Raw genomic sequence first — 22966 nt, 5'->3', positions numbered from 1 at the left:
TCAGACCAGACCGTGCTCGAATGCGAAGACGACCAGCTGCACCCGATCGCGCAGCAGGAGCTTGCCGAGAATGCGACTGACGTGCGTCTTCACCGTCGCCTCGCTGAGGAACTCGCGCGCCGCGATCTCGGCGTTCGACAGGCCGCGCGCGGCGAGCGCGAAGATCTCACGCTCGCGCTCAGTGAGCTCGGCGTACTGCGCAGGCACGGGTTTGGTCTCGCTGGTGAAGTGGGCGAACAGGTCGCGGGTGGCCGCGGCGGCGATCACGCTCGACCCGGCGTCGACCGTGCGGATCGCCGCTAGCAGGAACTCCGGGTCGGCGTCCTTGAGCAGGAAGCCACTGGCCCCCTGCTGGATCGCCCTGGCCGCGGCCTCATCGAGGTCGAAGGTCGTGAGCATGACCACGCGCGGCGGGTTCGGCTGCGTCAGCAGTTCGGCCGTGGCCGTCAGGCCGTCCATCACCGGCATCCGAATGTCCATCAGCACCACGTCGGGTCGGGTGCGTGCGATGACGTCGAGGGCCTCGCGTCCGTCGCCGGCTTCGCCGACGACGTCCATATCGGGCTGCGATGCGACGAGCATGCGGATGCCCGCGCGGAACAGCGCCTGGTCATCGACGAGCACGACCGAGATCATGGAACCTCCAGCAGATCAGCGGGCGCTGTCGGCAGCGGAGTGCTGCGGCCCGATCGGAAGCGTGGCGCTGACGGTGAAAACACCGGCATCCGCCCCGGCCACGAGCGTACCGCCCACCAACTGCGCGCGTTCGCGCATACCGACCAGGCCATGCCCGGCGTGACCCGCCCCGACCGCCTGCGGGATCGCCCCGGTGCGGGCCATCGCCACCGCGCGTGGCGGCAGTGGCGTGCGGATGCTGTTGCGCACCCTGATCTCGACCCGGTCGGCCAGCCACGCCAGATGCACATCGACATCACCTGTGCCATGTCGCAGCGCGTTGGTGAGTGCCTCCTGCAAGATGCGGTACACGGCGAGCTGGATCGCACCGGGCGGCTCCCCCGGCGGCATCGGATCGACGGTCACACGGGGCTCGACACCCGCGTGACGCACCTGGGCGAACAGGGTCTCCAAGTCGGCGAGGGTCGGTTGCGGACCGTCGCCCTGGCGGTGCCGGAGCTGTGTGAGCAGCATCCGCACATCCGACAGCGCAGACCGCGCCGTCGTCGCGATCGTGCCCAACGCCTCCTGCGCGAGCTCGGGCGCCGCCGCGGCGGCATAGCGCGCCCCGTCTGCCTGGGCGATGACCACCGCCAGCGAATGCGCGACGACGTCGTGCATGTCACGCGCGATGCTGACGCGCTCCTGCTCTTCGGCCGCGAGCGTCTCGGCACGCAGCTGCGCCTCACGCGTCTGCTGCCCGTGCCGCACCAGCCGCCACAGCAGCCCCGCTCCCCACGAGATCACCAGCGCGAAACCGATCGTGATCCCCAAGAGCAGCGCCAGCAGCACGACGCGCAGCTCAGGTGGCGCCGGCGCGACCACCGACGACGCATCGAACTGCACGACCGCGATGTAGAAGCCGGCGAGGATGCCCCCCAGCAGCGTCGAGGCGCCGCCCATCCACAGCAGCCGTTGGGACCCCCACGCGGCAGTGCCGAACAGCACGCCGAAGATGGCGATGTTGTACGCCGCCGGCGGCAGCCCTGCCGCCATCTGCACGATCGCCGCGCCCCAGGCGATGATCAGCGCCAATGCGGGCGAGAGCCGGCTGATCGCCGCGGCGCCCCACATCACGATGGCGATGAGGATGTGCAGTGTGACCGACAGCCATGCCGGGTGCACCCACATGCTCGGCGACTCGACGGCGAAGGCGAGCGACATCGGCAGGGTCAGCAGCACACCGAAGACGGCGCCGACGATGTCGAGCACGAGCCAGGTGCGGGGAACGGGGCGGAACACCCTCTCACGCTACGGGAGCGGGTGCCCCCGACGCGTCCATCTGCGGATGTATCCGCGTGCACCGTGCCAGCCCCGTACGCAACTCCGGAGAAACAGGCTCCCCAGGCTCCCAGAGCCCCGAATTCGCCCCGGAACCCCACGTTCTTCCGGAGTTGCGAACGGCGGCCGGGGTCAGCCCGGTGTCAGGCGCGGCAGAGGATCAGGCGCGGCAGAGGATCTCGCCGTGCGGCACCAGGTACCAGCCGTCACCGTCGGATGCCCACGCGCGCCAGGCAGCGCTGATCCGGCGCAGGTCGGCATCCGTCGCCATGCCGGCCGCCGTGAGCTGCTCGGCGAGCGCGGAGTGCAGAATGCGGTCGGCCCACATGCCGCCCCACCACTCGCGCTCGGCCTCGGTCGCGTAGCACCAGGTGGATGCCGTCGCCTCGATCTCGGTGAACCCGGCCGCGCGCGCCCAGGCGAACAGTCGCCGACCGGCATCCGGTTCCCCGCCGTTCGCCCGCGCCGCCGCCCGGTAGAGCTGCAACCACTCGTCGAGTTCGGGCAGCAGCGGGAACCAGATGAACCCCGCGTAGTCGGCGTCCCGCGCCGCGACGATGCCACCGGGCTTCGTGACACGGCGCATCTCGCGCAGCGCCTGCACGGGGTCCGCGACGTGCTGCAGCACTTGGTGGGCGTGCACGACGTCGAAGGCACCGTCGGAGAAGCTCAGCGTGTGGACGTCCTCGATCGAGAAGTCGATGTTCGTCACGCCGCGTTCCGCGGCGAGCGCCCGTGACAGACCGAGCGCGTCGGCGTTGATCTCGGTCGCGGTGACATGGGCTGCCCGGTTCGCGAAGTCGATGGTGATCGTGCCGGGGCCTGCTCCGATGTCGAGCAGCCGCGTCGTGGCGGTGAGGTGCGGCGCAAGATAGGCGGCCGAGTTCGAGACGTTGCGGGTGTTGTGCGAGCGTAGTACCGAATCGTGATGCCCGTGCGTATAGGTCGCCATGCGCCCAGTCTGCCGGGTCGGCGGCCGCGTCACCCGCGCGCGAGCCGGCGAAGCGCTTCGCGGTCGGGTTTTCCGGATGCCAGCAGCGGCAGCTCCGGCATGATCTGGATACGAACGGGTCGCGCGTGCCTGCCGATCTCGTCGGCGACGCGTTCGCGAACGTCGTCGAGACGGTTCGCCGCGTCGGCACCGGGGGCGAAGACGACGGATGCCTCGCCCCAGCGCTCGTCCGGAACGCCGACGACGACGGCCTGCTCCAAACCGCGGATGCTGCGCACGACCCGTTCCACACGATCGAGCGACACGTTGATGCCGCCCGAGACGATCACGTTGTCGAGACGTCCGGTGATGCGGAGCCGCCCTTCGGCGACGGTTCCTGCGTCGCCCGTGCGGTACCAGCGGATGCCGTCGTTGTCACTGACGAACGTCGCCGCGGTGAGCGCGGCATCGCCCAGATACCCGGTCGCCAGGTGCGGACCGGCGATGCGGATCTCACCATCGACCTCCGCGAGTCGCACGCCCTCCAGCGGAACGCCGTCGTAGACGCAGCCCCCCGCCGTCTCGCTCGATCCGTAGGTGCGCACGATACGCACTCCCGTGTCGACGGCCCGCCCGCGGACCGAGTCTGGAAGCGCCTGCCCGCCGATGAGGATCGCACGGTACGAGCGCAGTGCGTCGAGCACCCGTTCGTCATCATCGGCGGCGTCGAGCAGCGTCTGCAGCTGCGCCGGCACGAACGACGTGAACCGGTCGACGTCGGTGCGCAGTCCCTCCGTGGCGCGGACGAAGGCGTCGGGCGCGAAGCGCTCCTCCAGCAGCACCGGCTCGTACCCCGCGAGCTGCGAGCGGCCGATCACCTGCACCCCGGCGATGTATGCGGCCGGGAGTGCCAGCATCCACTGCCCCGTGCCGATGCGCGCGGCCGTCGCCTCGGCGCTCGCGCGCAGTGCGGCGGCGCTGAGCACGACCCGCTTCGGGATGCCCGATGACCCGGACGTGGCGATCACGACGGCGGTGCCCTCTGGCACCACCTCGTCGGGTGCGGGCGTGAAGCCCAGCGCGATCGGCGTGGTCCCCGCGAGCGCACCCGGCAGGGCGTCGCTCACCGTCGCCGCGCGCCCCCCGTCAACGCCCCCGAGCGTCAGCATCCACTCCCCCTCCCCACTGCGTCCCCCGCCGCGCACCCCGCCGCGCACCCCACTGAGAAACCACTTCCCGTCTGAGAAACCATGTCGCACGTGGTTTCTCGAACGGCAGATGGTTTCTCACGGGACGGGGACAGGGGCGTGGAGTGCGGCAGGGGCACGATCATCAGTAGTGGTAGGGGTACGGGGACCAGTCGGGGTCGCGCTTCTCGAGGAACGCATCACGGCCCTCGACAGCCTCATCGGTGCCGTACGCCAGACGCGTCGCCTCGCCGGCGAACACCTGCTGACCCACCAGACCGTCGTCGACCGCGTTGAAGGCGAACTTCAGCATCCGGATGGCCGTCGGCGACTTCGTCAGAATCGTGCGTGCCATCGAAACGGCCTCACGCTCAAGCTCGGCATGCGGCACCACACGGTTGACCGCACCGGTCTCATAAGCGCGCTGAGCCGAGTACTCCTCGGCGAGGAAAAACACCTCGCGCGCGAACTTCTGCCCCGTCTGACGGGCCATGTACGCCGACCCATAACCGGCGTCGAAACTGCCCACATCGGCATCGGTCTGCTTGAAACGGCCGTGCTCGGCACTGGCGATCGTCAGGTCACACACCACGTGCAGCGAATGCCCACCACCGGCGGCCCAGCCGGGCACGACAGCGATGACAACCTTGGGCATGAAGCGAATCAGTCGCTGCACCTCGAGGATGTGCAGGCGGCCGGCGCGGGCCGGATCGTGCACCTCGGTGGTCGACTCGCTGTACTTATAGCCGTCGCGCCCGCGGATGCGCTGGTCACCGCCCGAGCAGAACGCCCACCCGCCGTCCTTCGGACTCGGGCCGTTGCCGGTCAGCAGCACGACTCCAACTCGCGGATCCTGCCGCGCGATATCGAGCGCCCGGTACAGTTCGTCGACCGAGTGCGGCCGGAATGCGTTGCGCACCTCGGGTCGGTCGAACGCGATGCGGGCGATGCGCCCATCGTTCGAGACGTGTGCGGTGATGTCGGTGTACGCCTCGGCGCCCGGCGCGAGCGTCCACTCGGTCGGGTCGAAGAGGTCAGAGACGAATGCGGAGCTCACATCATCCACTGTATTCCCGCTTGCACCCGCGCACGCAGGAAGCCGGTCGAGTGGTCGCGTACGATCGTGCCGTGCTGACTTCTCGCGTTCGTCGTTCTCTGCTCGCCCTCGCCGCCGCCGGCGCCCTCGCGCTCACCGGGTGCGCGTCAACCTCGGATGCCCCGCAGCAGACCTCATCGGCGGAAGCACCGGTGGCATCCGGCGAATGCAGCTACCCCGCCGACGGACGCACCCCGGCCAAGACCGTCACCGCCCCTCCCGCCGACCCGAGCGCCTCGGGTGAGGTGCCCGCCTTGATGACAACGAGCGCCGGCGCCCTCAACGTCACGCTCGATGCCGAGGCGACGCCATGCACCACCAACAACTTCCTGTCGCTGGCCGAACAGGGCTATTTCGACGGCACGAGCTGCCACCGCCTCACCACGCAGGGCATCTTCGTGCTGCAGTGCGGCGACCCGACCGGCACCGGAACGGGCGGCCCCGGCTACTCGTTCGCCGACGAGCTCTCCGGCACCGAGACCTACCCCGCCGGCACTCTGGCGATGGCGAACGCCGGCCCCGATACCAACGGTTCGCAGTTCTTCATCGTCTACGCCGACACTCAGCTGCCGCCCTCGTACACCGTGTTCGGCAGCCTCGACGCCGACAGCGTCGCCGCCGTATCTGACGCCGCCAAGCAGGGCACCGAGTCCGGCGGCCCTGACGGCACACCGAAGCAGCCCGTGACGATCGAGTCGGTCACCGCCGGCTGAGGTCCGGCGGGCGTACTCGGCGCTGCGGGGCCCACGACAGCCCTACAGCACCCAACGGCGACGCACGCGTACGTAACTCCGGAAAAACACCTGGTTCTGCCGCCCGGCGGCCGCTTTCCCGTCCGAGCCGCAGGTTTCTCCGGAGTTGCGTGCAGCAGCGCTGCACGGAGTTCTGAGCACGCCAACGGCAGAAGCAACTGCCCTGAGCGCACTGTTAAGCCCGGCACCGCTCGTCTGCTGTTCACAACTCCGGAAGAAACACCCGATTCAGCCGTCCCACAGCCGGTTTCCCCGCCGATCGGCAGGTTTCTCCGGAGTTGCGCGCAGCAGGCGGGCATGATGGACGCATGACGCCTGCGCTGGATGACCTGCTCGCCACGGCCCGGGTGGTCGCGCTGCCGATGAACACCCGTTTTCGCGGCGTCGACACCCGCGAAGCGCTGCTGCTGGAAGGTCCACAGGGCTGGGCCGAGTTCTCGCCGTTCGTCGAGTACGACGATGCCGAAGCCGCCACCTGGCTGGCCGCCGCGATCGACTTCGCCTGGAACGAGCAGCCCGCGCCGTTGCGCGAGCGCATCCCCGTGAATGCCACCGTGCCCGCGGTCGAGGCGGCCCGCGTCGCCGAGGTGCTGGCGCGGTTCGACGGATGCCGCACAGCCAAGGTCAAGGTCGCCGAACGCGGCCAGCAACTGGCCGACGACATCGCCCGCGTGCGCGCCGTGCGCGACGGCATGGGCCCCGAGGGGCGAATCCGCATCGACGCGAACGGCGGGTGGAACCTCGACGAGGCCGAGCACGCGATCCACGCCCTCGCCGAGTACGACCTCGAGTACGCCGAGCAGCCGTGTGCCACCGTGCCCGAGCTGGCCGAGCTGCGCTACCGGGTCAAGCACAAGGGCATCCCGATCGCCGCCGACGAGAGCATCCGCAAGGCCGCCGACCCGCTCGCGGTCGCGCAGGCGAAGGCCGCCGATCTCATCGTCATCAAGGCGCAGCCACTCGGGGGCATCCAGCGAGCCCTGCAGATCGTCGCCGCGACGGGACTGCCGGCGGTGGTATCGAGCGCCCTCGACACAGCCGTCGGGCTCGCGCAGGGTGCTGCACTGGCGGCATCCCTCCCCACGCTGGAGTACGACTGCGGCCTCGGCACGGCGGCGCTGTTCGCCGACGACGTCGCCGAGGCGCGGCCGGTGCGCGGGTCGGTATCGGCCACGCGTGTGATTCCGGATGCTGCCGCGCTGACCCGCCTGGCGGCATCGCCCGAACGTCGGGACTGGTGGCTCGAGCGCCTCACCCGCTGCCACGCACTGCTTGCGGCGGACTGACAGGAGCCCTCCGGCGCTGACCGGCTCAGGCCAGCAGCGCCTCGACCAGGCGACCGAGCACCTCGCTGCTGACGTCGTGCATCTGCGTGTCGTCGGCGCCGGACATCGCGCCGCGCACGGCCATGCCCTCCCAGACGATCATCAGCACACGTGCCGCGAGCAACGGGTCCAGGCGCAGCGCGATGGTTCCCGCGTCGACGATCTCGCGGATGATGTCGGCGATGCTCGTCTCAACCTCGTGCTCCTGCGCGAGGTATGCGGCTCCGAATGCGGGGTCGCGCATCGCGCGGATGCGGATCTCGCTCATCAGCATGATGCTCAGGCGGTCGTCGCCGCCGGCGTCCATCACCCGCTGCACGAGCCCAGCCGCGGTGCAGTCCTCGAGGGCGCCGTCGGCGGCCATCGCCGTCACCTGCTCGCGTACCGCGGTCAGGCGTCCGGCGGCGACAGTGCCCGCCAGCATGAGGAACAGCTCGTCCTTGGATTCGAAGTTCGAGTAGAAGGCGCCGCGCGTGAATCCGGCGCGCTCGCAGACGGCCTCGACGGTCGCACCCTCCAGGCCGACCTCGGCGAAGACCTGCCCGGCGGCCTCGAACAGGCGCGCTCGGGTGTTCTCACGACTGCGGGTCGGTGTCGTCATCGGGGCCTCCTGCTGCTCACTCTCGCATCTTCACATCCGGCGCACAGCCTGTGGCCACGCGATTCCCATAGGATACATCTACGTATTGAATACACCTGTGTATCGAACTCTCTGCCCGGAGGAAGCGTGTCCACTCTGCTCTCATCCCTGGGACGCTGGTCGTTCCGGCATCCCTGGCGCGTCCTGGTCAGCTGGCTGATCGTTCTCGGCATCGCCGGCGGCGGCGCGATCGTGCTCGGCGCGGGAACCGACAACACCTTCTCGATCCCCGGCACCGAGTCACAGGCGGGCCTCGAGCAGCTCGAGCGCACCTTCCCCCAGGTGAGCGGCACGAACGCGCAGTTCATCGTCGTCGCCGCGGATGGCGACGACGTGACCGACGACGCCTACCGTGACGGGATCGAGGATGCCGTCGACGAGCTCGCCCGGCTCGACGGCGTGCTGGCAGCGACCTCCCCCTACGACGAGATGGTCGAGGGCATGGTCAATGACGAGCACACGGCCGCGATCGTGCGTCTGCAGTTCGACGGGCAGGCCACCGATGTCAGCGCCGAGGTGACCGATGAGCTGCAGAGCATCGTCGACGAGCTCGCGGCGGCACTGCCCGAGGGATCGCAGACCGCCCTGGGCGGCGACCTGTTCGCCATGGCGATCCCAGCCGTGACCATCACCGAGGCGGTCGGTCTGGTGATCGCCCTGCTGGTGCTGATCGTGACGTTCCGCTCGTTCGTCGTGGCGGGGCTTCCGCTACTGACCGCGGTGCTGGGCGTCGGCATCTCGATGGCGGGCATCTTCGCCGCGACCGCCTTCGCGACGGTCTCGTCGACCACGCCGCTGCTCGCGCTCATGCTGGGGCTTGCGGTGGGTATCGACTACGCGCTGTTCATCATCGCCCGCCACCAGGACCAGGTGCGCGACGGCATCGATCCTGAGGAATCGGCATCCCGCGCCGTCGGCACGGCTGGATCGGCCGTCGTGTTCGCCGGCATCACCGTGCTGATCGCCCTGATCGGACTCGGCTTCGCGGGCATCCCATTCCTGACGACGATGGGTATCGCCGCGGCCGTCGCCGTCGCGATCGCCGTCGCCATCTCGGTGACGCTGACCCCGGCGCTGCTCGGCTTCTTGAAGGGTCGCGTCGCCGGGCGCGCGAAGAAGGCCCCGAAGACGAAGAAGTCGGATGCCCGTGACGCAGCGCCCCGTGAGGGCTTCGCCGCCCGCTGGGTCGGCGGCGTCACCAAACGCCCGATCCTGGTGAGCATCGCCGTCGTACTCGGTCTGGGCATCGTGGCCGTACCGGCGCTGAGCCTGAACCTGGCACTGCCGAACGCCGGTGTGCTCCCGGAGGATTCCGAGGCGCGCATCAGCTACGACCTGACCGCCGAGGAGTTCGGCCCGGGGTTCAACGGTCCACTGATCCTCACCGGAACGATCGTGACCTCGACCGATCCGCTCACGCTCATGCAGGACCTCGGTGATGAGGTCGCGCAGCTGCCCGGCGTGCGCGAGGTGGCGCTGGCCACTCCGAACGAGACGGCCGATACCGGTATCGTGCAGATCATTCCCGAGACCGCCCCCGATGACCCGGCCACCAGCGACCTCGTGCGCGAGCTGCGCTCACATCACGACGAGTGGCTGGACGAGTACGGCATTGATCTGAAGGTCACCGGCTTCACCGCGGTCGCCATCGACATCTCCGATCAGCTGGGTGCGGCGCTGCTGCCCTTCGGCGTGTTCGTGATCGGCCTGTCGCTGATTCTGCTGGCGATGGTGTTCCGCTCGATCTGGGTGCCGATCACCGCTGCCGCCGGATATCTGCTCTCGATCGTGGCGTCGTTCGGTGTCGTCGCGGCCGTGTTCGAGTGGGGCTGGTTCGCCGACCTGCTGCATGTGGCGCGCACCGGACCGATCATCTCGTTCATGCCGATCGTGCTGATGGGCGTGCTGTTCGGTCTGGCCATGGACTACCAGGTGTTCCTCGTCTCGCGCATGCGCGAGGACTACGTGCACGACCCCGACCGCACGGTCGCCGAGAACCGCCGCGCCGCCGCCGTGCGCGCCATCCGCTCGGGCTTCACGTCGTCGGCCCGCGTGGTGACCGCAGCGGCGCTGATCATGTTCGCGGTGTTCGTCGCGTTCGTGCCCGAGGGCGACTCGTCGATCAAACCGATCGCGTTGGGCCTGGCCGCCGGTATCGCGATCGACGCGTTCCTCGTGCGCATGACGCTGATCCCCGCGGTGATGGCCATCCTCGGCGACCGCGCCTGGCGCATCCCGACCTGGATGGAGAAGATCCTGCCGCACGTCGACATCGAGGGCGAGGCCGTCGAGCGCGAGCGTGCGCTGGCCGAATGGCCGGGTGACGACAGCATCCTCGCCGCCGATGGACTCAGCCTCGCGGACGGCGGCGTGCACGCTGCGCACCTGCGGCTGGAACCGTCCGGCTCGCTGGTCATCACGGGTGCCCGCCCGCAGACGCTGCGCGCGCTGGCGCTGACGCTCGCCGGCCGGATGAAGCCCGAGGCGGGTCGCCTGCGCGTGGCGGGACACCTGTTGCCCGGTCGTGCCGCGTGGGTGCGATCCCACGTCGGCATCGTCCTGCTGGGCGACGCGGATGCGGCATCCGCGGTCTCGGAGGCACTGCGTGGCCGCACCCGTCTGGTGATCCTCGACGGCGTCGAGCGCCTCACCGCGGCCGAGCGCGACCAGCTCGCCGCGCGCCTGCGCGACGCCGCCCCGGGTACGGCCGTCGTGCTCACGACCGTCGACCCCGATGCCGCTCAGCGCCTGCTCGATGCGGCCGGCCGATCCGCAGCATCCGTCACCGATCTTTCCTCCCCCGCCCACACCCCCACCTCTCGCCCACACCCCCACTCGCGGTCGTCCGCAGCACGGGGTGTCGACGACAACACGGGGTCTCGGCGACAGGGAACCGACTCCGAGGTGGACGCAAGCGACGTACTGAGCGAACGGAGTAACACGAAGTGACCCTCCCCATCGAACGCGCACGTTCGCGGCGCCCGATCACCTGGCTGACCATCATCGGCGTGCTGCTGCTGCCGGCCATCATCGGTGGCATCCTCGTCGCCGCGCTGCAGAACCCCACCGGTCGGCTCGACGCGATGACGGCTGCCGTGGTCAACCTCGACGAACCCGTCACGATCGACGGCCAGTACACGCCGCTCGGGCGCCAGCTGGCCGCGGGTCTCGTCGAGGGCTCCGACGAGATGGACTCCAACCTCACCTGGGTGATCTCGAACGAAGACGACGCAGCCGAGGGCCTCGCCGACGGCGAGTACCAGGCGATCGTCACGATCCCGAAGTCGTTCTCGGCGGATGCCACATCCGCCGGCACCGCGCTGCAGAGCGGGGATGCTGATGCGCAGCAGGCCGAGATCACCGTCACCACCGCACCCGACGGCCGGGTCGCCGACGGACTCATCACCCAGCAGATCGCCTCGGTCGCCGCGTCGACCATGGGCACGATGCTGAGCGAGGCGACCGTGGGCAACGTGCTGGTCGGTTTCAAGACCATCGGCGACCAGATCGGGGATGCCGCCGACGGAGCGGCCCAGCTCGCCGACGGCGCTCACGATGCCGCCGACGGTGCTGCCGAGATCCCCGACGGGGCCGCGCAGCTCGCCGACGGCGCCGGCGGAATCGCCAATGGCGCGGGTGAGCTGGCCAGCGGTGCGTCTCAACTCGCCGGTGGACTCGGCACCATCTCGACCAAGACGCGGGAGGCCGGAGCGGGGGCCAACCAACTGGGCCAAGGGCTGATCGGCGGAGCCGACGCGCTCGAGCAGAACGGCCTCGTTCCCGCCGAGCTCTTCACCGCTGCCGACGCGGCCGTGACTGCCAGCGACGGCGCCGCCCAGGCAGCCGCCGGCGCGAACCAGGCGAGCGCGGGCGTGGCGACCGGTATCTCCGCACTTGCTCCGGGGCTTCGTAGCCTCGCCGATAGCTGCGACGCCGCGGCGAACCCGCAGTTCTGCGCCGAACTCGCCGCGATGGCCGGGCTCGCCGAATCGCTTCAGCAGCCCGCGGCGACCGCTGAGCAGCTGTCAGCGACCGCGGCCGACGCGGCGCGCGGCGCGAATCAGGCATCGGCCGGCACCGCGCAGGGGCTGCGTGCCCTCGACGCCGAAGCACCAAAGGCGATCGCCGACCAGATGCGCACGGCCGGTGCGGCCGCCACGCAGCTGGGCGGCGGCCTCGGTCAGCTCGCTGACGGCGTAACGCAGTCGGCGGAAGGAGCCACCGGCATCGCCGACGGCGCATCTCAGCTCGGCACCGGAGCCAGCCAGCTCGGCGACGGCGTGACCGCGCTCGGTGAGGGCGCCGGCGAGCTGGCCACGGGTCTTGACGCGCTGGCCTCGGGCACCGATGACCTCGCCGATGGCCTGACGACCGCAAGCACCTCGCTGCCCTCATTCAGCGACGAGGAATCGACCGCGCTGTCGTCGGTGATCGCCGACCCCGTCGCGTCGTCATCCGACTCCGACGCCATGTTCGGTCCCACGACCATCCCGCTGCTGGCATCCGTCGTGCTGTGGTTCGGTGCGCTCGCCTCGTTCATCGCGCTGCGCGCGGTGCCCGGCAACGCGCTGACCTCACGGCGCTCATCGCTCGACCTGGTACTGCGCGGGTTCTGGCCCGCCGCCGCGATCGGCGCCGCTCAGGGTGTGCTCGTCGCCCTCGTCGTGCAGATCGTCGCCGAGTACGACGCCGCCACCTGGTGGGGCTTCGCCGGGTTCGCCGTGCTGACCGGTATCGCGTTCGCCGCCGTCAACCAGGCCCTGGTGGCCGTGTTCGGCGGCATCGGCCGCTGGGTCAGCGCACTGGTCGGCGTGCTCGCCCTGGCCACCGGAGTGATCTCGACGGTGCCCGGCTGGCTCGCTGGACTCGGCGCGGCGATGCCCACCGCGCCCGCGCTGACCGGACTGATCTCACCGACCGGGGCCGCCACCGCGGGGCTCATCGTCTGGGCGGTGCTGTCGCTCGGCGCGGCGATCCTCGCCGTCAGCACCCGGCGCACCACCAGCGCCAAGCGGGTGCTCGCGACCGCATGATCCGACGTCACCGGGCGGTGCCTATCGCGCCGCCCGGTGACGCGGATGGGTGACGCCGACCAGCGACGCGGATCAGTGACGCGGTCCTACCGGCACCCTCAGAGCAGCTGCTCGATGCGGTACGGCACCATCTCGCGCATCACCAGTCCGGTCGTCGTGCGCTTGACGCCATCGACGTCGAGGATGCGCCCGGCGACGCGATAGAGATCGTCGGCGTCGCGGGCGACCACACGGATCATCAGATCGGTGATGCCCGACAGCCCCAGCACCTCGACGACCTCGGGGATCGCCGCGAGTGACTCGCCGACGCGATCGAGCTTGCGCTGAGTGACGCTGGTGACGATGTAGGCGCTCAGCGGGTAGCCGAGTACCCCGGGGTCGATGCGGCGCTGGAACGACCGCACGGTGCCGTCCTGGTCGTAGCGCGCCAGCCGGGCGCGGACGGTGTTGCGCGCCAGTCCGGTCGCCTCGGCCAGGGCGACGATGGTCGCCGCAGGGGTGCGGATGAGCTCTCGGAGCAGACGTCGGTCGGTGCGGTCGGCGAGGCCGGTGCGTGCCATCGTGATCACGCCTTTCACTCTCGACGGGCAAGAATTGCCCGTTCTGATCAACTGCGATCGTCTCTATTGTGCACGTCGTTCACACCTGATCCAATGACAGCACCATCTGCATACTCCCCGCCTGCCCCGCAGCCACCCGCACGACCGGGCAGGACGACCTCACCAGGGTCTCAGCGCGACTCGGCACCGCAATGACGTGGTGCCGCCCACCAGAGGAACCGCCCCATGACTCCTTCGCTCACCACCCTCGCCGCGGGCATCAACGCCCCGTCCATGGCCATCGCCGGTGACGACCTGACCACCCTCGCCGCGATCGAGCAGCGCGTGCTGTGGCTGGCGACGTCGATGATCCACCACGCCAACCGCGTGCGCCCGAACCCGTCGGGCCTCAAAGTCGGCGGACATCAGGCCTCCAGCGCCTCGATCGCGACCATCATGACGGCCCTCTGGTTCGACCAGTTGCGCGCCGAGGACCGCGTGTCGGTCAAACCGCACGCCTCACCCGTGCTGCACGCGATCAATTACCTGCTGGGCGAGCTCGATGAGACGCAGATGACGACGCTGCGGCAGTTCGGCGGCATCCAGAGCTACCCGAGCCGCTCGAAGGATCCCGACACGGTCGACTACTCGACCGGATCGGTCGGCATCGGCGCGACCGCGCCGATCTGGGGTGCGATCTCACGGCGCTACGCCGCGACGCTCTCGGGCGGCGGCCACGCCGGCCGGCAGTACTCGCTGGTCGGCGATGCCGAACTCGACGAGGGCGCCGTATGGGAGGCGCTGCTCGATCCGCACGTGCCCGATCTCGGCGAGCTGGTGTGGATCGTCGACCTCAACCGGCAGTCGCTCGACCGGGTGGTGCCGAACATCGCCGCGGGCAAGCTCGAGCGCATGTTCGGCGCGGCCGGCTGGCAGGTGCTCACGGTGCCGTTCGGCGCGCGTCTGGAGGCCGTTTTCGCACGCCCGGGTGGCGAGGCTCTGCGGGCGCGGATCCTCGATATGCCCAACGCCGAGTACCAGCGCCTGCTGCGCTGCGACGCCGGTGAGCTGCGACACCGCCTGCCCGGGGCGGATGCCACAGCATCCGCCATCCGCGCCCTTCTCGACACGCTCGATGACGACGAGCTGCTGCAGACGATCCGCAACCTCGGTGGGCACGACCTGGCGGCGCTGCGCGCGGCATTCGCGCAGATCGACGACACCCGTCCGACCGTGATCATCGCCTACACGATCAAGGGCAACGGGCTGCCCACGGCCGGGCATCCGCAGAACCACTCCTCGCTGCTGACCGTCGAGCAGTACGCACAGCTCGCCGCCGAGATCGGCATGGATCCGGGCGCGCCGTGGCAGCGGTTCGGTAAGACCACCGCCGAGGGTGTGCTGTGCGCGCAGACCGCTGCGCGCCTGCGGCGCGAGCCGGTGGCGGATGCTGCTCCGCCGGCCGTTCCCGCCGACTTCGGCCGTACTCCGTCGGGCTCGGGCACGACGCAGGCCGCCCTCGGTCGCGTGCTGCTCGACCTCACTCGCTCGGCCCCCGAGGTGGCGCGCCGCGTCGTCACCGCGAGCCCGGATGTGTCCAGCAGCACCAATCTCGCCGGCTGGCTGAACAAGGCCGGCGTGTGGTCACCCGACGACCGGCAGAACTGGTTCGCCGACGATCCCGAGACGATCATGCACTGGCGCGAGAGGCCCAGCGGGCAGCACATCGAGCTGGGCATCGCCGAGGTCAACCTCGTCGGTCTGATCAGCGAGTTGGGCGCCACGTGGAGCCGCTGGGGGCAGCCGCTCTTCCCGATCGGTGTGCTGTACGACCCCTTCGTCGAACGGGCGCTGGAGCCTTGGTCGTACGGCATGTACGCCGGTGGCCAGTCGATTCTGATCGGCACCCCGTCGGGCGTCTCACTCGCCGCCGAGGGCGGTGCGCACCAGTCGATCAAGACGCCGTCGATCGGCATCGAGCAGCCCGAACTGCTGAGCTACGAGCCCGCGTTCATGCAGGAGGTGGAGTGGATGCTGCTGGCCGCCATGTCGCAGATGGCCCGGCCCGCAGGCAAGTCGGCCTATCTGCGCCTGTCGACCAAGCCCGTCGACCAGTCACTCGCAGCCGTGCCCACCGATCCGGCCGCGCGTGAGCGTCGTCGGCGTCAGGTGCTCGCGGGCGGCTATCGCCTGCGCAGCGCCGCCGATCCGGCCGTGACGATCGTCGCCATGGGAGCCATGCTGCCCGACGCGATCCAAGCCGCAGACCGCCTGACCGCTATGGGTGTGACGAGTGACATCGTGTGCGTCACCAGCGCCGGCCTGTTGTTCGACGCCGTGCAGGCACGCGGCGGCCAGTACGAGGGCTCCGACTGGATCCTCGACCAGGTCCTTCCGCGGGAGCGGGCCCGGCCCATGGTGACCGTGCTCGACGGGCATCCGCACGCCCTGGCGTTCCTCGCCGGCATCCACGGCGTGCCGGCTCGCCACCTCGGTGTCAGCCGGTTCGGGCAGGCCGGTGACCTCGCCGATGTGTACCGCTACCACGGCATCGACGCCGACAGCATCGTGCGCGCTGCGCTCGATCTGACCGCCTGAACCCCGCTCGCCGAGCCGACGGGCCGGGCGAGCTGGCTGTCTGCGCGCACGAGAACAGGACACATCCCGAGAACAGGATGAATCCGCGGAAATCATCCTGTTCTGGGCAACGAGCCTGTTCTCGTGCGGCGCGGCTGGCGGCGCGGCGCTGCTGCGCGCGACCCGCTCAGGCGGCTCAGCTCAGGCCGGAGTACGCGTGCAGACCCTTGAAGAAGACGTTCACGATGGTGAAGTTGAAGATCACGGCGGCGAAGCCGGTGATCGACAGCCAGGCCGATGGGGTGCCGCGCCACCCGCGCGTCGCGCGCGCGTGGATGTAGCCGGCGTAGAGCACCCAGATGATGAAGGTCCAGGTCTCCTTCACGTCGAAGCCCCAGTAGCGACCCCACGCGTCCTGAGCCCAGATCGCGCCGGCGATGAGCGTGAAGGTCCAGAAGATGAACCCGACCACCGTGAAGTGGTACGCCATGTTCTCGAGGCGCGAGGCCTCGGGTAGTGTGCGCAAGAAGCCGGGGCCGGTCTTCTGGGCGGCTTCGGCGACCTTGCGCTCACGACGCGCCTGCATCAACTGCAGCACCGAGAGAGCGAAGGCGAGGGCGAACAGCGCCGTCGACAGCGAAGCGACGAACACGTGGATGACCAGCCAGATCGACTTCAGCGGATCGACCAGCGGCGTGACCTCGGTGTAGAAGTTCGCCGCGGCAGCGCCCAACAGCACCAGCACGAGACCCGAGATGAAGCTGCCCAGGAAGCTCAGGTCGATACGCAGCAGCATCAGCAGGTAGACCGCCATGATCAGCAGCGTGCCGACCATCGCGAACTCGTAGAGGTTCGCCCACGGCACGCGTCCGGCCGCGAAACCGCGCGTGAGCGTCGCCGTCAGGTGGAACAACCAGCCGAGCACCGCGAGCGAGGTGCCGATCCGACCGAAGACGTAGCGCTTGCGGGCGGGCGAAGCATCGGCGGCGCCGCCGGAGGTCGAGGCGACAGCATCCGGCTCTCCCCCGCCGGCGCCGACGAGCGCCTTCGTCTTCGCCTGGTCGCTCGCCGACGACCGCTTCGCGAGGTCGAAGGCGTAGGCGACGAACGACGCCGCGTAGATCGCGATCGCCGTCCACAGCGTCAGGATCGAGAGGGAATCGAGATCGGGCATGTCATGCTCCCTTCACGGAGGTCCCGCGCTGCGGCGCGGTCCCGTCGAGCAGCCGCTCGTGACCGCGGACGAGGTCGTCCACGGCAGCGGCCAAGGTGGGGTCTTCGCCGCGCGCGAGCCCGGCGTACTCGAGGTGGATGCTGTCGCTGTCGGATGCTGTCGCCTTGACCCACATGCGGCGGCGGGGCACGAACAGGGCGAGACCCAGTCCGCCCAGGGCGAGCATCGAGAAGACCAGCACCCACACGGCCGAGGCGTCGTGGTGGATCTGCAGCGACACGTAGCGCTTGACCGACTCCAGCGTTCCGTTCGCGTCGGCGGGCGAGGCGTCTTCGAAGGTGACGGTGCCGAGACCGTTCGGCAGGTCGGCGGTCTCGCCCGGCTGCAGTTCGATCGAGGCGACGTCGGTGCCGCGTCCGTTGAGCTTGTCGAGGCCGTCGGTGTCGAGTTCGAACACCGAGACGGGCCGGCCGCCGTCGATGCCGAGGTCGCCCTGGTACACGTCGAGCGTGAGCAGCGGCAGGTTCAGCGCGCCGTGAGCCGAGGCGTACGCGCCCGAGTCGAGCTCGACCACGGTCGGGTACAGGAATCCGATCATGCCGAGCTGTTCGGGCATGCCGTCGGTGATCTTCACGACGCCGAGTGAGGTCATCGCGCTGTCCTGCGGCAGGAACTCGACCGGCTGGCTGAGTACCGCCACGCCCTCGGCGTTGCGCACCGTGATCGTCGGGGCGTAGCCGTTGCCCAGCAGGTAGACGCTGTCGCCCTCGACGTGCAGCGGGTGGTTGACCTGGATCTTGCCGTCGCTGGTCGAGCCGTCGGTGTGCTGCACCGAGACGTTGGCGGCGAAGTTGCCGGCCTGGCCGGCGCCGGGCTGGCCGAAGTCCTCGTACGTGACGTCGAAGCTGTCAAGGGTGATCGCGTACGGGTTGAAGGCGTCGTCTGCGACCAGGCGACCCCGGTCGATCGAGTTGTAGTCGATCAGCGTGTTGACGTAACTCGACCCTTCGATGACGACCTTCTGGCCGGTGTAGGCGTAGCCGCTGCCGATGCCGACGGTGATCAGCACGCCCACCAGGGCGATGTGGAAGATCAGGTTGCCGGTCTCGCGCCAGTAGCCGCGCTCGGCCGACACCGACCAGGTGTTGCCCCGGTCGTAACGGGCGACGCGGTAGCCGAGGGACTTCAGCTGCTTCTCGGCGACGTCGATGGCCGCCGGGGCCTCGGTCTCGGGGTCGGTCGTCTCGCGCTGCACCGAGCGGTGGTCATCGAGCCGCGACAGTCGGGCAGGGGTGCGCGGCGGCTGCGTGCGCAGCGCCTTGGCGTGATGCTTGATGCGCGGCAGCACGCATCCGATCAGCGAGATGAACAGCAGCAGGTAGATCGCTGAGAACCAGGGCGACGAGTAGACATCGAACAGGCTGAGCCCGTCGAGGATCGGGAACAGTTCGGGGTTGTTCTGCCGGTACTGCACCACACCGTTCGGGTCGGCACCGCGCTGCGGGAAGATCGAGCCCGGGATCGCCGCGATCGCCAGCGCCAGCAGCAGGATCAGTGCGACGCGCATCGACGTCAGCTGCCGCCAGCCCCAGCGCAGCCATCCCATCGGTCCGAGCTTCGGCTGGGCGATGTCAGTGTCGGGCTGTTCCGCGCCGATGTGGTCGGACGGGCGCCGTGGGTCGGTGGCGGCAGACGTGCCGGTGCGGTCCACGCGGGGTCCCTTCTTCTCGGGCGGAGTCGGGTCAGATGGGGAGGATGACACTGGCCATCACCGCCGTCAGTCTCGACATGATCTCGGTCCAGATGCCGGTCGCCATGAGCACGCCGAGCACGATCAGCAGCACACCGCCGATGATGTTGACGGTGCGGATGTGGCGGCGCACGAAGCCGACCGCGCGGGTCGCCCAGCCGAAGCCGAGCGCAAGCAGCAGGAACGGGATACCCAGTCCGAGCGAATAGGCGACACCGAGCAGGGAGGCCCGCCACGGCGTGCCCATGTTGAACGACAGCGCCACGATCGCCGTCAGCGTCGGCCCCATGCAGGGAGCCCAGCTGAGGCCCAGAGCGACACCCAGAAGCGGTGCGCCGATGAGTCCGGTGCTGGACTTCACCTGCATCCGCATCTCTCGCTGGGCGAAGCCGAAAAAGCCCAGAAAGACCAGCCCCATGACGATGATCAACACGCCGAGGATCTGTGTGATCAGTCCCGACCACTGCAACACGAACGCCCCGAAGGTGCCGCTGAGCGCGGTGATGGCGACGAACACGACCGTGAAGCCGGCGATGAACAGCAGCACACCCAGCAGCATCCGCCGACGCGTCGTGGTCTGGGTCTGCGTGCCCTCTGCGGATGTCGTGGTGGCGCCCGCGGCGCCACCGATGAACCCGAGGTAGCCGGGCACGAGGGGCAGCACGCAGGGTGAAACGAAGGAGACGAGCCCGGCAAGCATCGCCAGCGGGATCGCGAGCCAGAGAGCGCCGGCGCCGATGACGGCTTCGGGGCTCACGCCTCCTCCTTCAGCACGTCCTTGATCATCGTCGACAGAATCGAGGTGCCGTCGATCGGTCCGATGATGCGTGCTGCGACGCGTCCTTGCTTGTCGAGCACGAGGGTGGTCGGAGGCGCCTGGATGGGCGTGACCTGCGCGAAGGCCAGCTTGGCCTCACCGGTGGTCGCATCGATCAGGCTGGGGTAGGTGATGCCGTATGTCTCGGCGAAGGCGAGTGCTGTGGCGGGCTGGTCGTAGATGTTGACGCCGATGAACGCGACGTCGTCCTTCTGGTGCATCTGCCAGACGGCTTCCAGGTCGGGAGCCTCGAGGCGGCACGGGCCGCACCCGGCGTACCAGAAGTTGACCACGGCGACCTGGCCGCTGATGTCAGCGCTTGAGAACTTCTCGCCGTTCTCGATGACACCGCCGAACTCGACCGGCTCGTCGCGGTCGGCGGGCGGAATCTCCTGTGTGCGGAAGTCGGCCGAGGTGTACGCCTTCTCGTCGCCGTTGCGGAACGCCTCGGTGGCGGGGTCATCGGCAGAGCAGGCGCTGAGGCCGACTGCCAGTGCGGCGGCGACCGCCACAGCCGCGACCTTCACAGAACGTCGGCTGCGGGCACCACGAGAAGAAGGAACACGAGATGACACGCTGGGAATCGTACGCACGTTTCCTATGCGCGCTCTGACATGCGCGGCCCCGTGCGAGCGGTCAGCGGGGCAGGTCTCCGATGATGTCCGAGACCTCGGCGCGGAAGCGCGGACAGGCTGCGATGTCGTGCGCGGAGCAGCGCAGGGCGTGCTCGGTCATCGCCTTCGAGTGCCGCATCTCGGCCATTCGCCGATCGAGATCGTCCAGGTGGGCGTGCAGCACCTCGTGGCGACCTGTCATGTCGCGCTCGAGCAGGTGGACGATCTGATCGAGGCTCATGCCCGCGGCCTTGCTGCGCAGGATCACCGCGACGCGCACGATGTCGTCCTCGCCGTAGCGCCGCCGCCCGCCGCTGTCGCGGGGCGGCGTCAGCAACCCCATGGATTCCCAGTGCCGCAGCACGTGGGTGGGCAGGGCGAAGCGCTCGGCGACGTCGCCGATGGACCACGGATGCCGGTCGCTTGACTTCATGTCAACATGAAGTCACACACTCGTGAGGAACGCAAGCACCGCACCCTCAGGAGGAAGAAGAATGCACGACGTCATCATCATCGGAGCCGGCCCCGCCGGTCTGCAGGCAGCTCTCACGCTCGGGCGCATGCGCCGCACCACCGCGCTCATCGACTCGGGCCGGTACCGCAACGAGCACGTGCGCCACATGCACAACGTGCTCGCGGCCGACGGCACCCCGCCCGCGGAGTTCCGCGCGACCGCGCGTCGCCAACTGGCCGCCTACCCGACCGTGACGGTGCACGACGACACCGTCGAGACGGTGCGAGCGGCGGATGCCGGCTACGAGGCCGTCTTCGCCGACGGCAGCACCCTGCGCGCCCGCATCGTGCTGCTGGCGACCGGCATGCTCGACAAGCTGCCGCCGGTCCCCGGGCTCGATGGCCTGTGGGGGCGCCGCGCGTTCAACTGCCCGTTCTGTGATGGGCACGAGTTTGTCGGCCGCCGCGTCGGCCTGCTCGGCGCGGATGCCCGCATCGAGCACCTGGCTCAGCTGCTGAGCCCGATCGCCGCCGAGCTGGTCGTGTTCGACGATGGCGGCCTGGATACCGGCATCCGCTCCCGTCTGCTCGACGCGAACGTCACCGTGCACTCCGAGCCCGTCACCGCCGTGTCCGAGACCGACGACGGCGTGCGCGTCGACGCGGGCGCCGCCGTCGACGTCGCCGCGCTGTTCCTGACACCCCGCACCACACGGCAGCGCGCACCGTTCGCCGCGCAGCTCGGACTGCGGATGCTGCCGAACGGGGCGATTGAGATCGACGACGTCGGCCGCACCTCGCACGCCGGCGTCTTCGCCGCCGGTGACATCGCCCAGTCCGCCACCGCGGGCGGCATGCCGTCGGTGATCTCGGCGGCCGCATCGGGGCAGCGAGCCGCGTCGTTCATCACCATGCAGCTGACCGCGGGCGACGGGCAGTGACCGCCCCACCCGCGGGCCCTCAGACAGCGCCGAGATCGATGCCCTTCGGCGCCGGCTCGGCATAGTCGACCTCACGCCACACATCGCCCACACGCTCGAAGCTCGTGACGCTCGACAGCGCGCAGCGCCTCGTTCGCGGGTCGTGGCGCAGCGGCAACCCCGCGACCGAGAGGTGGGTGATCCAGATCGGCGCCTGGTGCGAGACGAAGACGATGTCGCCGCCCTCGGTCGCGGACTCCACGGTGCCGTGCCAGGCCTCGTTCATCGCCTCCTGCATCCGCTGGGCGATCGAACTGTACGCCTCACCCCAGCTGGGCAGCGACGGACGACGCAGGTGCCACCAGTTGCGCGGATCGCGCAGCGCCCGCGACATGCGCCGCCCCTCGAACACGTTCGTCGGCTCGATGATGCGCTCATCGAGCGTGGGCGCCAGCCCGAACAGCTCGGTGAACGGCTCGGCCGACTCCTGCGTGCGCTCCAGCGGAGAGCACCGCAACGATCGCACGGGGCGATCGAGCGAGGCGATGTGCTCGGCGGCGGCGCGCGCCATCCGCCGCCCCGACTCGCTCAGGTGGTAATCGGGAAGACGGCCGTAGAGCACGCGCGCGGGATTGTGCACCTCGCCGTGCCGGACCAGGTGCAGTCGGGATGCCGTCATGCTCAGGCCTTGCGGTACTTCGCCTCACCGAAACCGAGGATGAAGTAGCCGATGAACGGCAGCATCCACAGCAGGAAGAACGAGAAGACACCACCCTTGCCGAAGGCGTCACCGACCTTCACGCAGACGATGATGTGGAAGATGAAGCCCACGATCGGGATCAGGTACAGCAGTGCGAGCCAGCCCGACATGCCGGCGATCTTGACCAGGAAGACCACGTTCACGATCGGAATCAGCGCGAGGATGCCCGGGTATCCGGCCTTGGTGAACACCTTCCACAGCGCGACGGCCACGAGCACGTAGAACGCCAGCGCGATCAGACCGGTCGTGCCCGAGAAGATGCCTTCGTAGATGCCGTCGACCGCGTCGGTCACCGAGCCCACCTTGTTCATTGGGGTGCCTTCCATGCGTATGGGACTGCTGGCGGGCGACCTGCCCGTGCTCGCGAGTCTACTGAAGGCATCCGCGCCCGCCACGGTGCGCACGCCGTCCACGTAAACTGGGCAGGCATCTCGTTCCCTAT

The 22966-nt window shown here is 69.5% G+C and carries 20 protein-coding genes; 6 read left to right on the top strand and 14 right to left on the bottom strand.

The window, feature by feature from the left end; genetic code table 11:
• The 5 genes from JF543_RS04825 to JF543_RS04805 form a co-directional block, all read right to left on the bottom strand.
• Positions 1-636, bottom strand: coding sequence for a response regulator (locus JF543_RS04825; protein WP_179409045.1), 636 nt, complete (start codon positions 634-636; stop codon positions 1-3).
• Between the two features lie 15 nt (positions 637-651).
• Positions 652-1917, bottom strand: coding sequence for a sensor histidine kinase (locus tag JF543_RS14365; protein ID WP_347401096.1), 1266 nt, complete (start codon positions 1915-1917; stop codon positions 652-654).
• A gap of 199 nt (positions 1918-2116) precedes the next feature.
• On the bottom strand, positions 2117-2908 hold the full coding sequence (locus JF543_RS04815; protein WP_179409046.1) for a class I SAM-dependent methyltransferase: 792 nt from the start codon (positions 2906-2908) through the stop codon (positions 2117-2119).
• Between the two features lie 29 nt (positions 2909-2937).
• Positions 2938-4056, bottom strand: a complete 1119-nt coding sequence (locus tag JF543_RS04810) for an AMP-binding protein (RefSeq protein ID WP_206822870.1) — start codon at positions 4054-4056, stop codon at positions 2938-2940.
• A 163-nt stretch (positions 4057-4219) separates the two neighbouring features.
• The gene (locus tag JF543_RS04805) at positions 4220-5131 is read right to left on the bottom strand and encodes a 1,4-dihydroxy-2-naphthoyl-CoA synthase (protein ID WP_206822869.1); all 912 of its coding nucleotides are present in this window, start codon (positions 5129-5131) and stop codon (positions 4220-4222) included.
• A gap of 71 nt (positions 5132-5202) precedes the next feature.
• Here JF543_RS04805 and JF543_RS04800 point away from each other — a divergent pair, with 71 nt between their 5' ends.
• Positions 5203-5883 (top strand): peptidylprolyl isomerase, encoded by a 681-nt coding sequence (locus JF543_RS04800; protein ID WP_347401095.1) that lies wholly within the window; start codon positions 5203-5205, stop codon positions 5881-5883.
• Positions 5884-6230: 347 nt separating this feature from the next.
• The gene (locus tag JF543_RS04795) at positions 6231-7208 is read left to right on the top strand and encodes an o-succinylbenzoate synthase (RefSeq protein ID WP_206822867.1); all 978 of its coding nucleotides are present in this window, start codon (positions 6231-6233) and stop codon (positions 7206-7208) included.
• Positions 7209-7233: 25 nt separating this feature from the next.
• Here the strand turns inward: JF543_RS04795 and JF543_RS04790 are convergent, their stop codons facing one another.
• Positions 7234-7848, bottom strand: a complete 615-nt coding sequence (locus JF543_RS04790; protein WP_206822866.1) for a TetR/AcrR family transcriptional regulator — start codon at positions 7846-7848, stop codon at positions 7234-7236.
• A 126-nt stretch (positions 7849-7974) separates the two neighbouring features.
• Between JF543_RS04790 and JF543_RS04785 the strand changes: the two genes are divergently transcribed.
• A complete protein-coding gene (locus JF543_RS04785; RefSeq protein ID WP_347401094.1) occupies positions 7975-10836 on the top strand; it encodes an MMPL family transporter in 2862 nt (953 codons plus the stop codon).
• Positions 10833-12920, top strand: coding sequence for a YhgE/Pip family protein (locus JF543_RS04780; protein ID WP_206822865.1), 2088 nt, complete (start codon positions 10833-10835; stop codon positions 12918-12920). Before JF543_RS04785 ends, JF543_RS04780 begins: the two co-directional genes overlap by 4 nt.
• A gap of 98 nt (positions 12921-13018) precedes the next feature.
• On the opposite strand, the gene JF543_RS04775 is transcribed toward JF543_RS04780, so the two are convergent.
• The gene (locus JF543_RS04775; RefSeq protein ID WP_179409056.1) at positions 13019-13480 is read right to left on the bottom strand and encodes an Lrp/AsnC family transcriptional regulator; all 462 of its coding nucleotides are present in this window, start codon (positions 13478-13480) and stop codon (positions 13019-13021) included.
• A 225-nt stretch (positions 13481-13705) separates the two neighbouring features.
• Between JF543_RS04775 and JF543_RS04770 the strand changes: the two genes are divergently transcribed.
• Positions 13706-16057 carry a transketolase-like TK C-terminal-containing protein gene (locus JF543_RS04770; protein ID WP_431522684.1) on the top strand — a complete coding sequence of 784 codons (2352 nt, stop codon included), beginning with the start codon at positions 13706-13708 and terminating at the stop codon, positions 16055-16057.
• Between the two features lie 175 nt (positions 16058-16232).
• Here JF543_RS04770 and ccsB read toward each other — a convergent pair whose 3' ends face one another.
• The 5 genes from ccsB to JF543_RS04745 form a co-directional block, all read right to left on the bottom strand.
• Positions 16233-17210, bottom strand: coding sequence for a c-type cytochrome biogenesis protein CcsB (gene ccsB, locus JF543_RS04765; protein ID WP_179409058.1), 978 nt, complete (start codon positions 17208-17210; stop codon positions 16233-16235).
• Position 17211: 1 nt separating this feature from the next.
• Positions 17212-18921, bottom strand: coding sequence for a cytochrome c biogenesis protein ResB (resB, locus tag JF543_RS04760; RefSeq protein WP_347401093.1), 1710 nt, complete (start codon positions 18919-18921; stop codon positions 17212-17214).
• Between the two features lie 31 nt (positions 18922-18952).
• Entirely contained in the window at positions 18953-19717 is a 765-nt protein-coding gene (locus tag JF543_RS04755) for a cytochrome c biogenesis CcdA family protein (protein WP_179409060.1), read from the bottom strand.
• Positions 19714-20304, bottom strand: a complete 591-nt coding sequence (locus JF543_RS04750) for a TlpA family protein disulfide reductase (protein WP_347401092.1) — start codon at positions 20302-20304, stop codon at positions 19714-19716. Before JF543_RS04750 ends, JF543_RS04755 begins: the two co-directional genes overlap by 4 nt.
• 109 nt (positions 20305-20413) lie before the next feature.
• Entirely contained in the window at positions 20414-20824 is a 411-nt protein-coding gene (locus JF543_RS04745) for a MerR family transcriptional regulator (RefSeq protein WP_206822864.1), read from the bottom strand.
• Between the two features lie 61 nt (positions 20825-20885).
• Between JF543_RS04745 and JF543_RS04740 the strand changes: the two genes are divergently transcribed.
• Positions 20886-21785 carry an NAD(P)/FAD-dependent oxidoreductase gene (locus JF543_RS04740; RefSeq protein ID WP_206822863.1) on the top strand — a complete coding sequence of 300 codons (900 nt, stop codon included), beginning with the start codon at positions 20886-20888 and terminating at the stop codon, positions 21783-21785.
• A gap of 19 nt (positions 21786-21804) precedes the next feature.
• Here the strand turns inward: JF543_RS04740 and JF543_RS04735 are convergent, their stop codons facing one another.
• Positions 21805-22443, bottom strand: a complete 639-nt coding sequence (locus JF543_RS04735) for a histidine phosphatase family protein (RefSeq protein WP_179409063.1) — start codon at positions 22441-22443, stop codon at positions 21805-21807.
• Positions 22444-22445: 2 nt separating this feature from the next.
• Entirely contained in the window at positions 22446-22835 is a 390-nt protein-coding gene (locus tag JF543_RS04730; RefSeq protein ID WP_206822862.1) for a DUF5684 domain-containing protein, read from the bottom strand.
• Between the last annotated feature and the right edge of the window lie 131 nt (positions 22836-22966).

This window comes from Microbacterium esteraromaticum (assembly GCF_017303215.1).
Lineage (GTDB): Bacteria > Actinomycetota > Actinomycetes > Actinomycetales > Microbacteriaceae > Microbacterium > Microbacterium esteraromaticum_C.
Note: the sequence above shows the minus strand (reverse complement) of the source record. Positions and strands in the feature narration are given on the sequence as shown.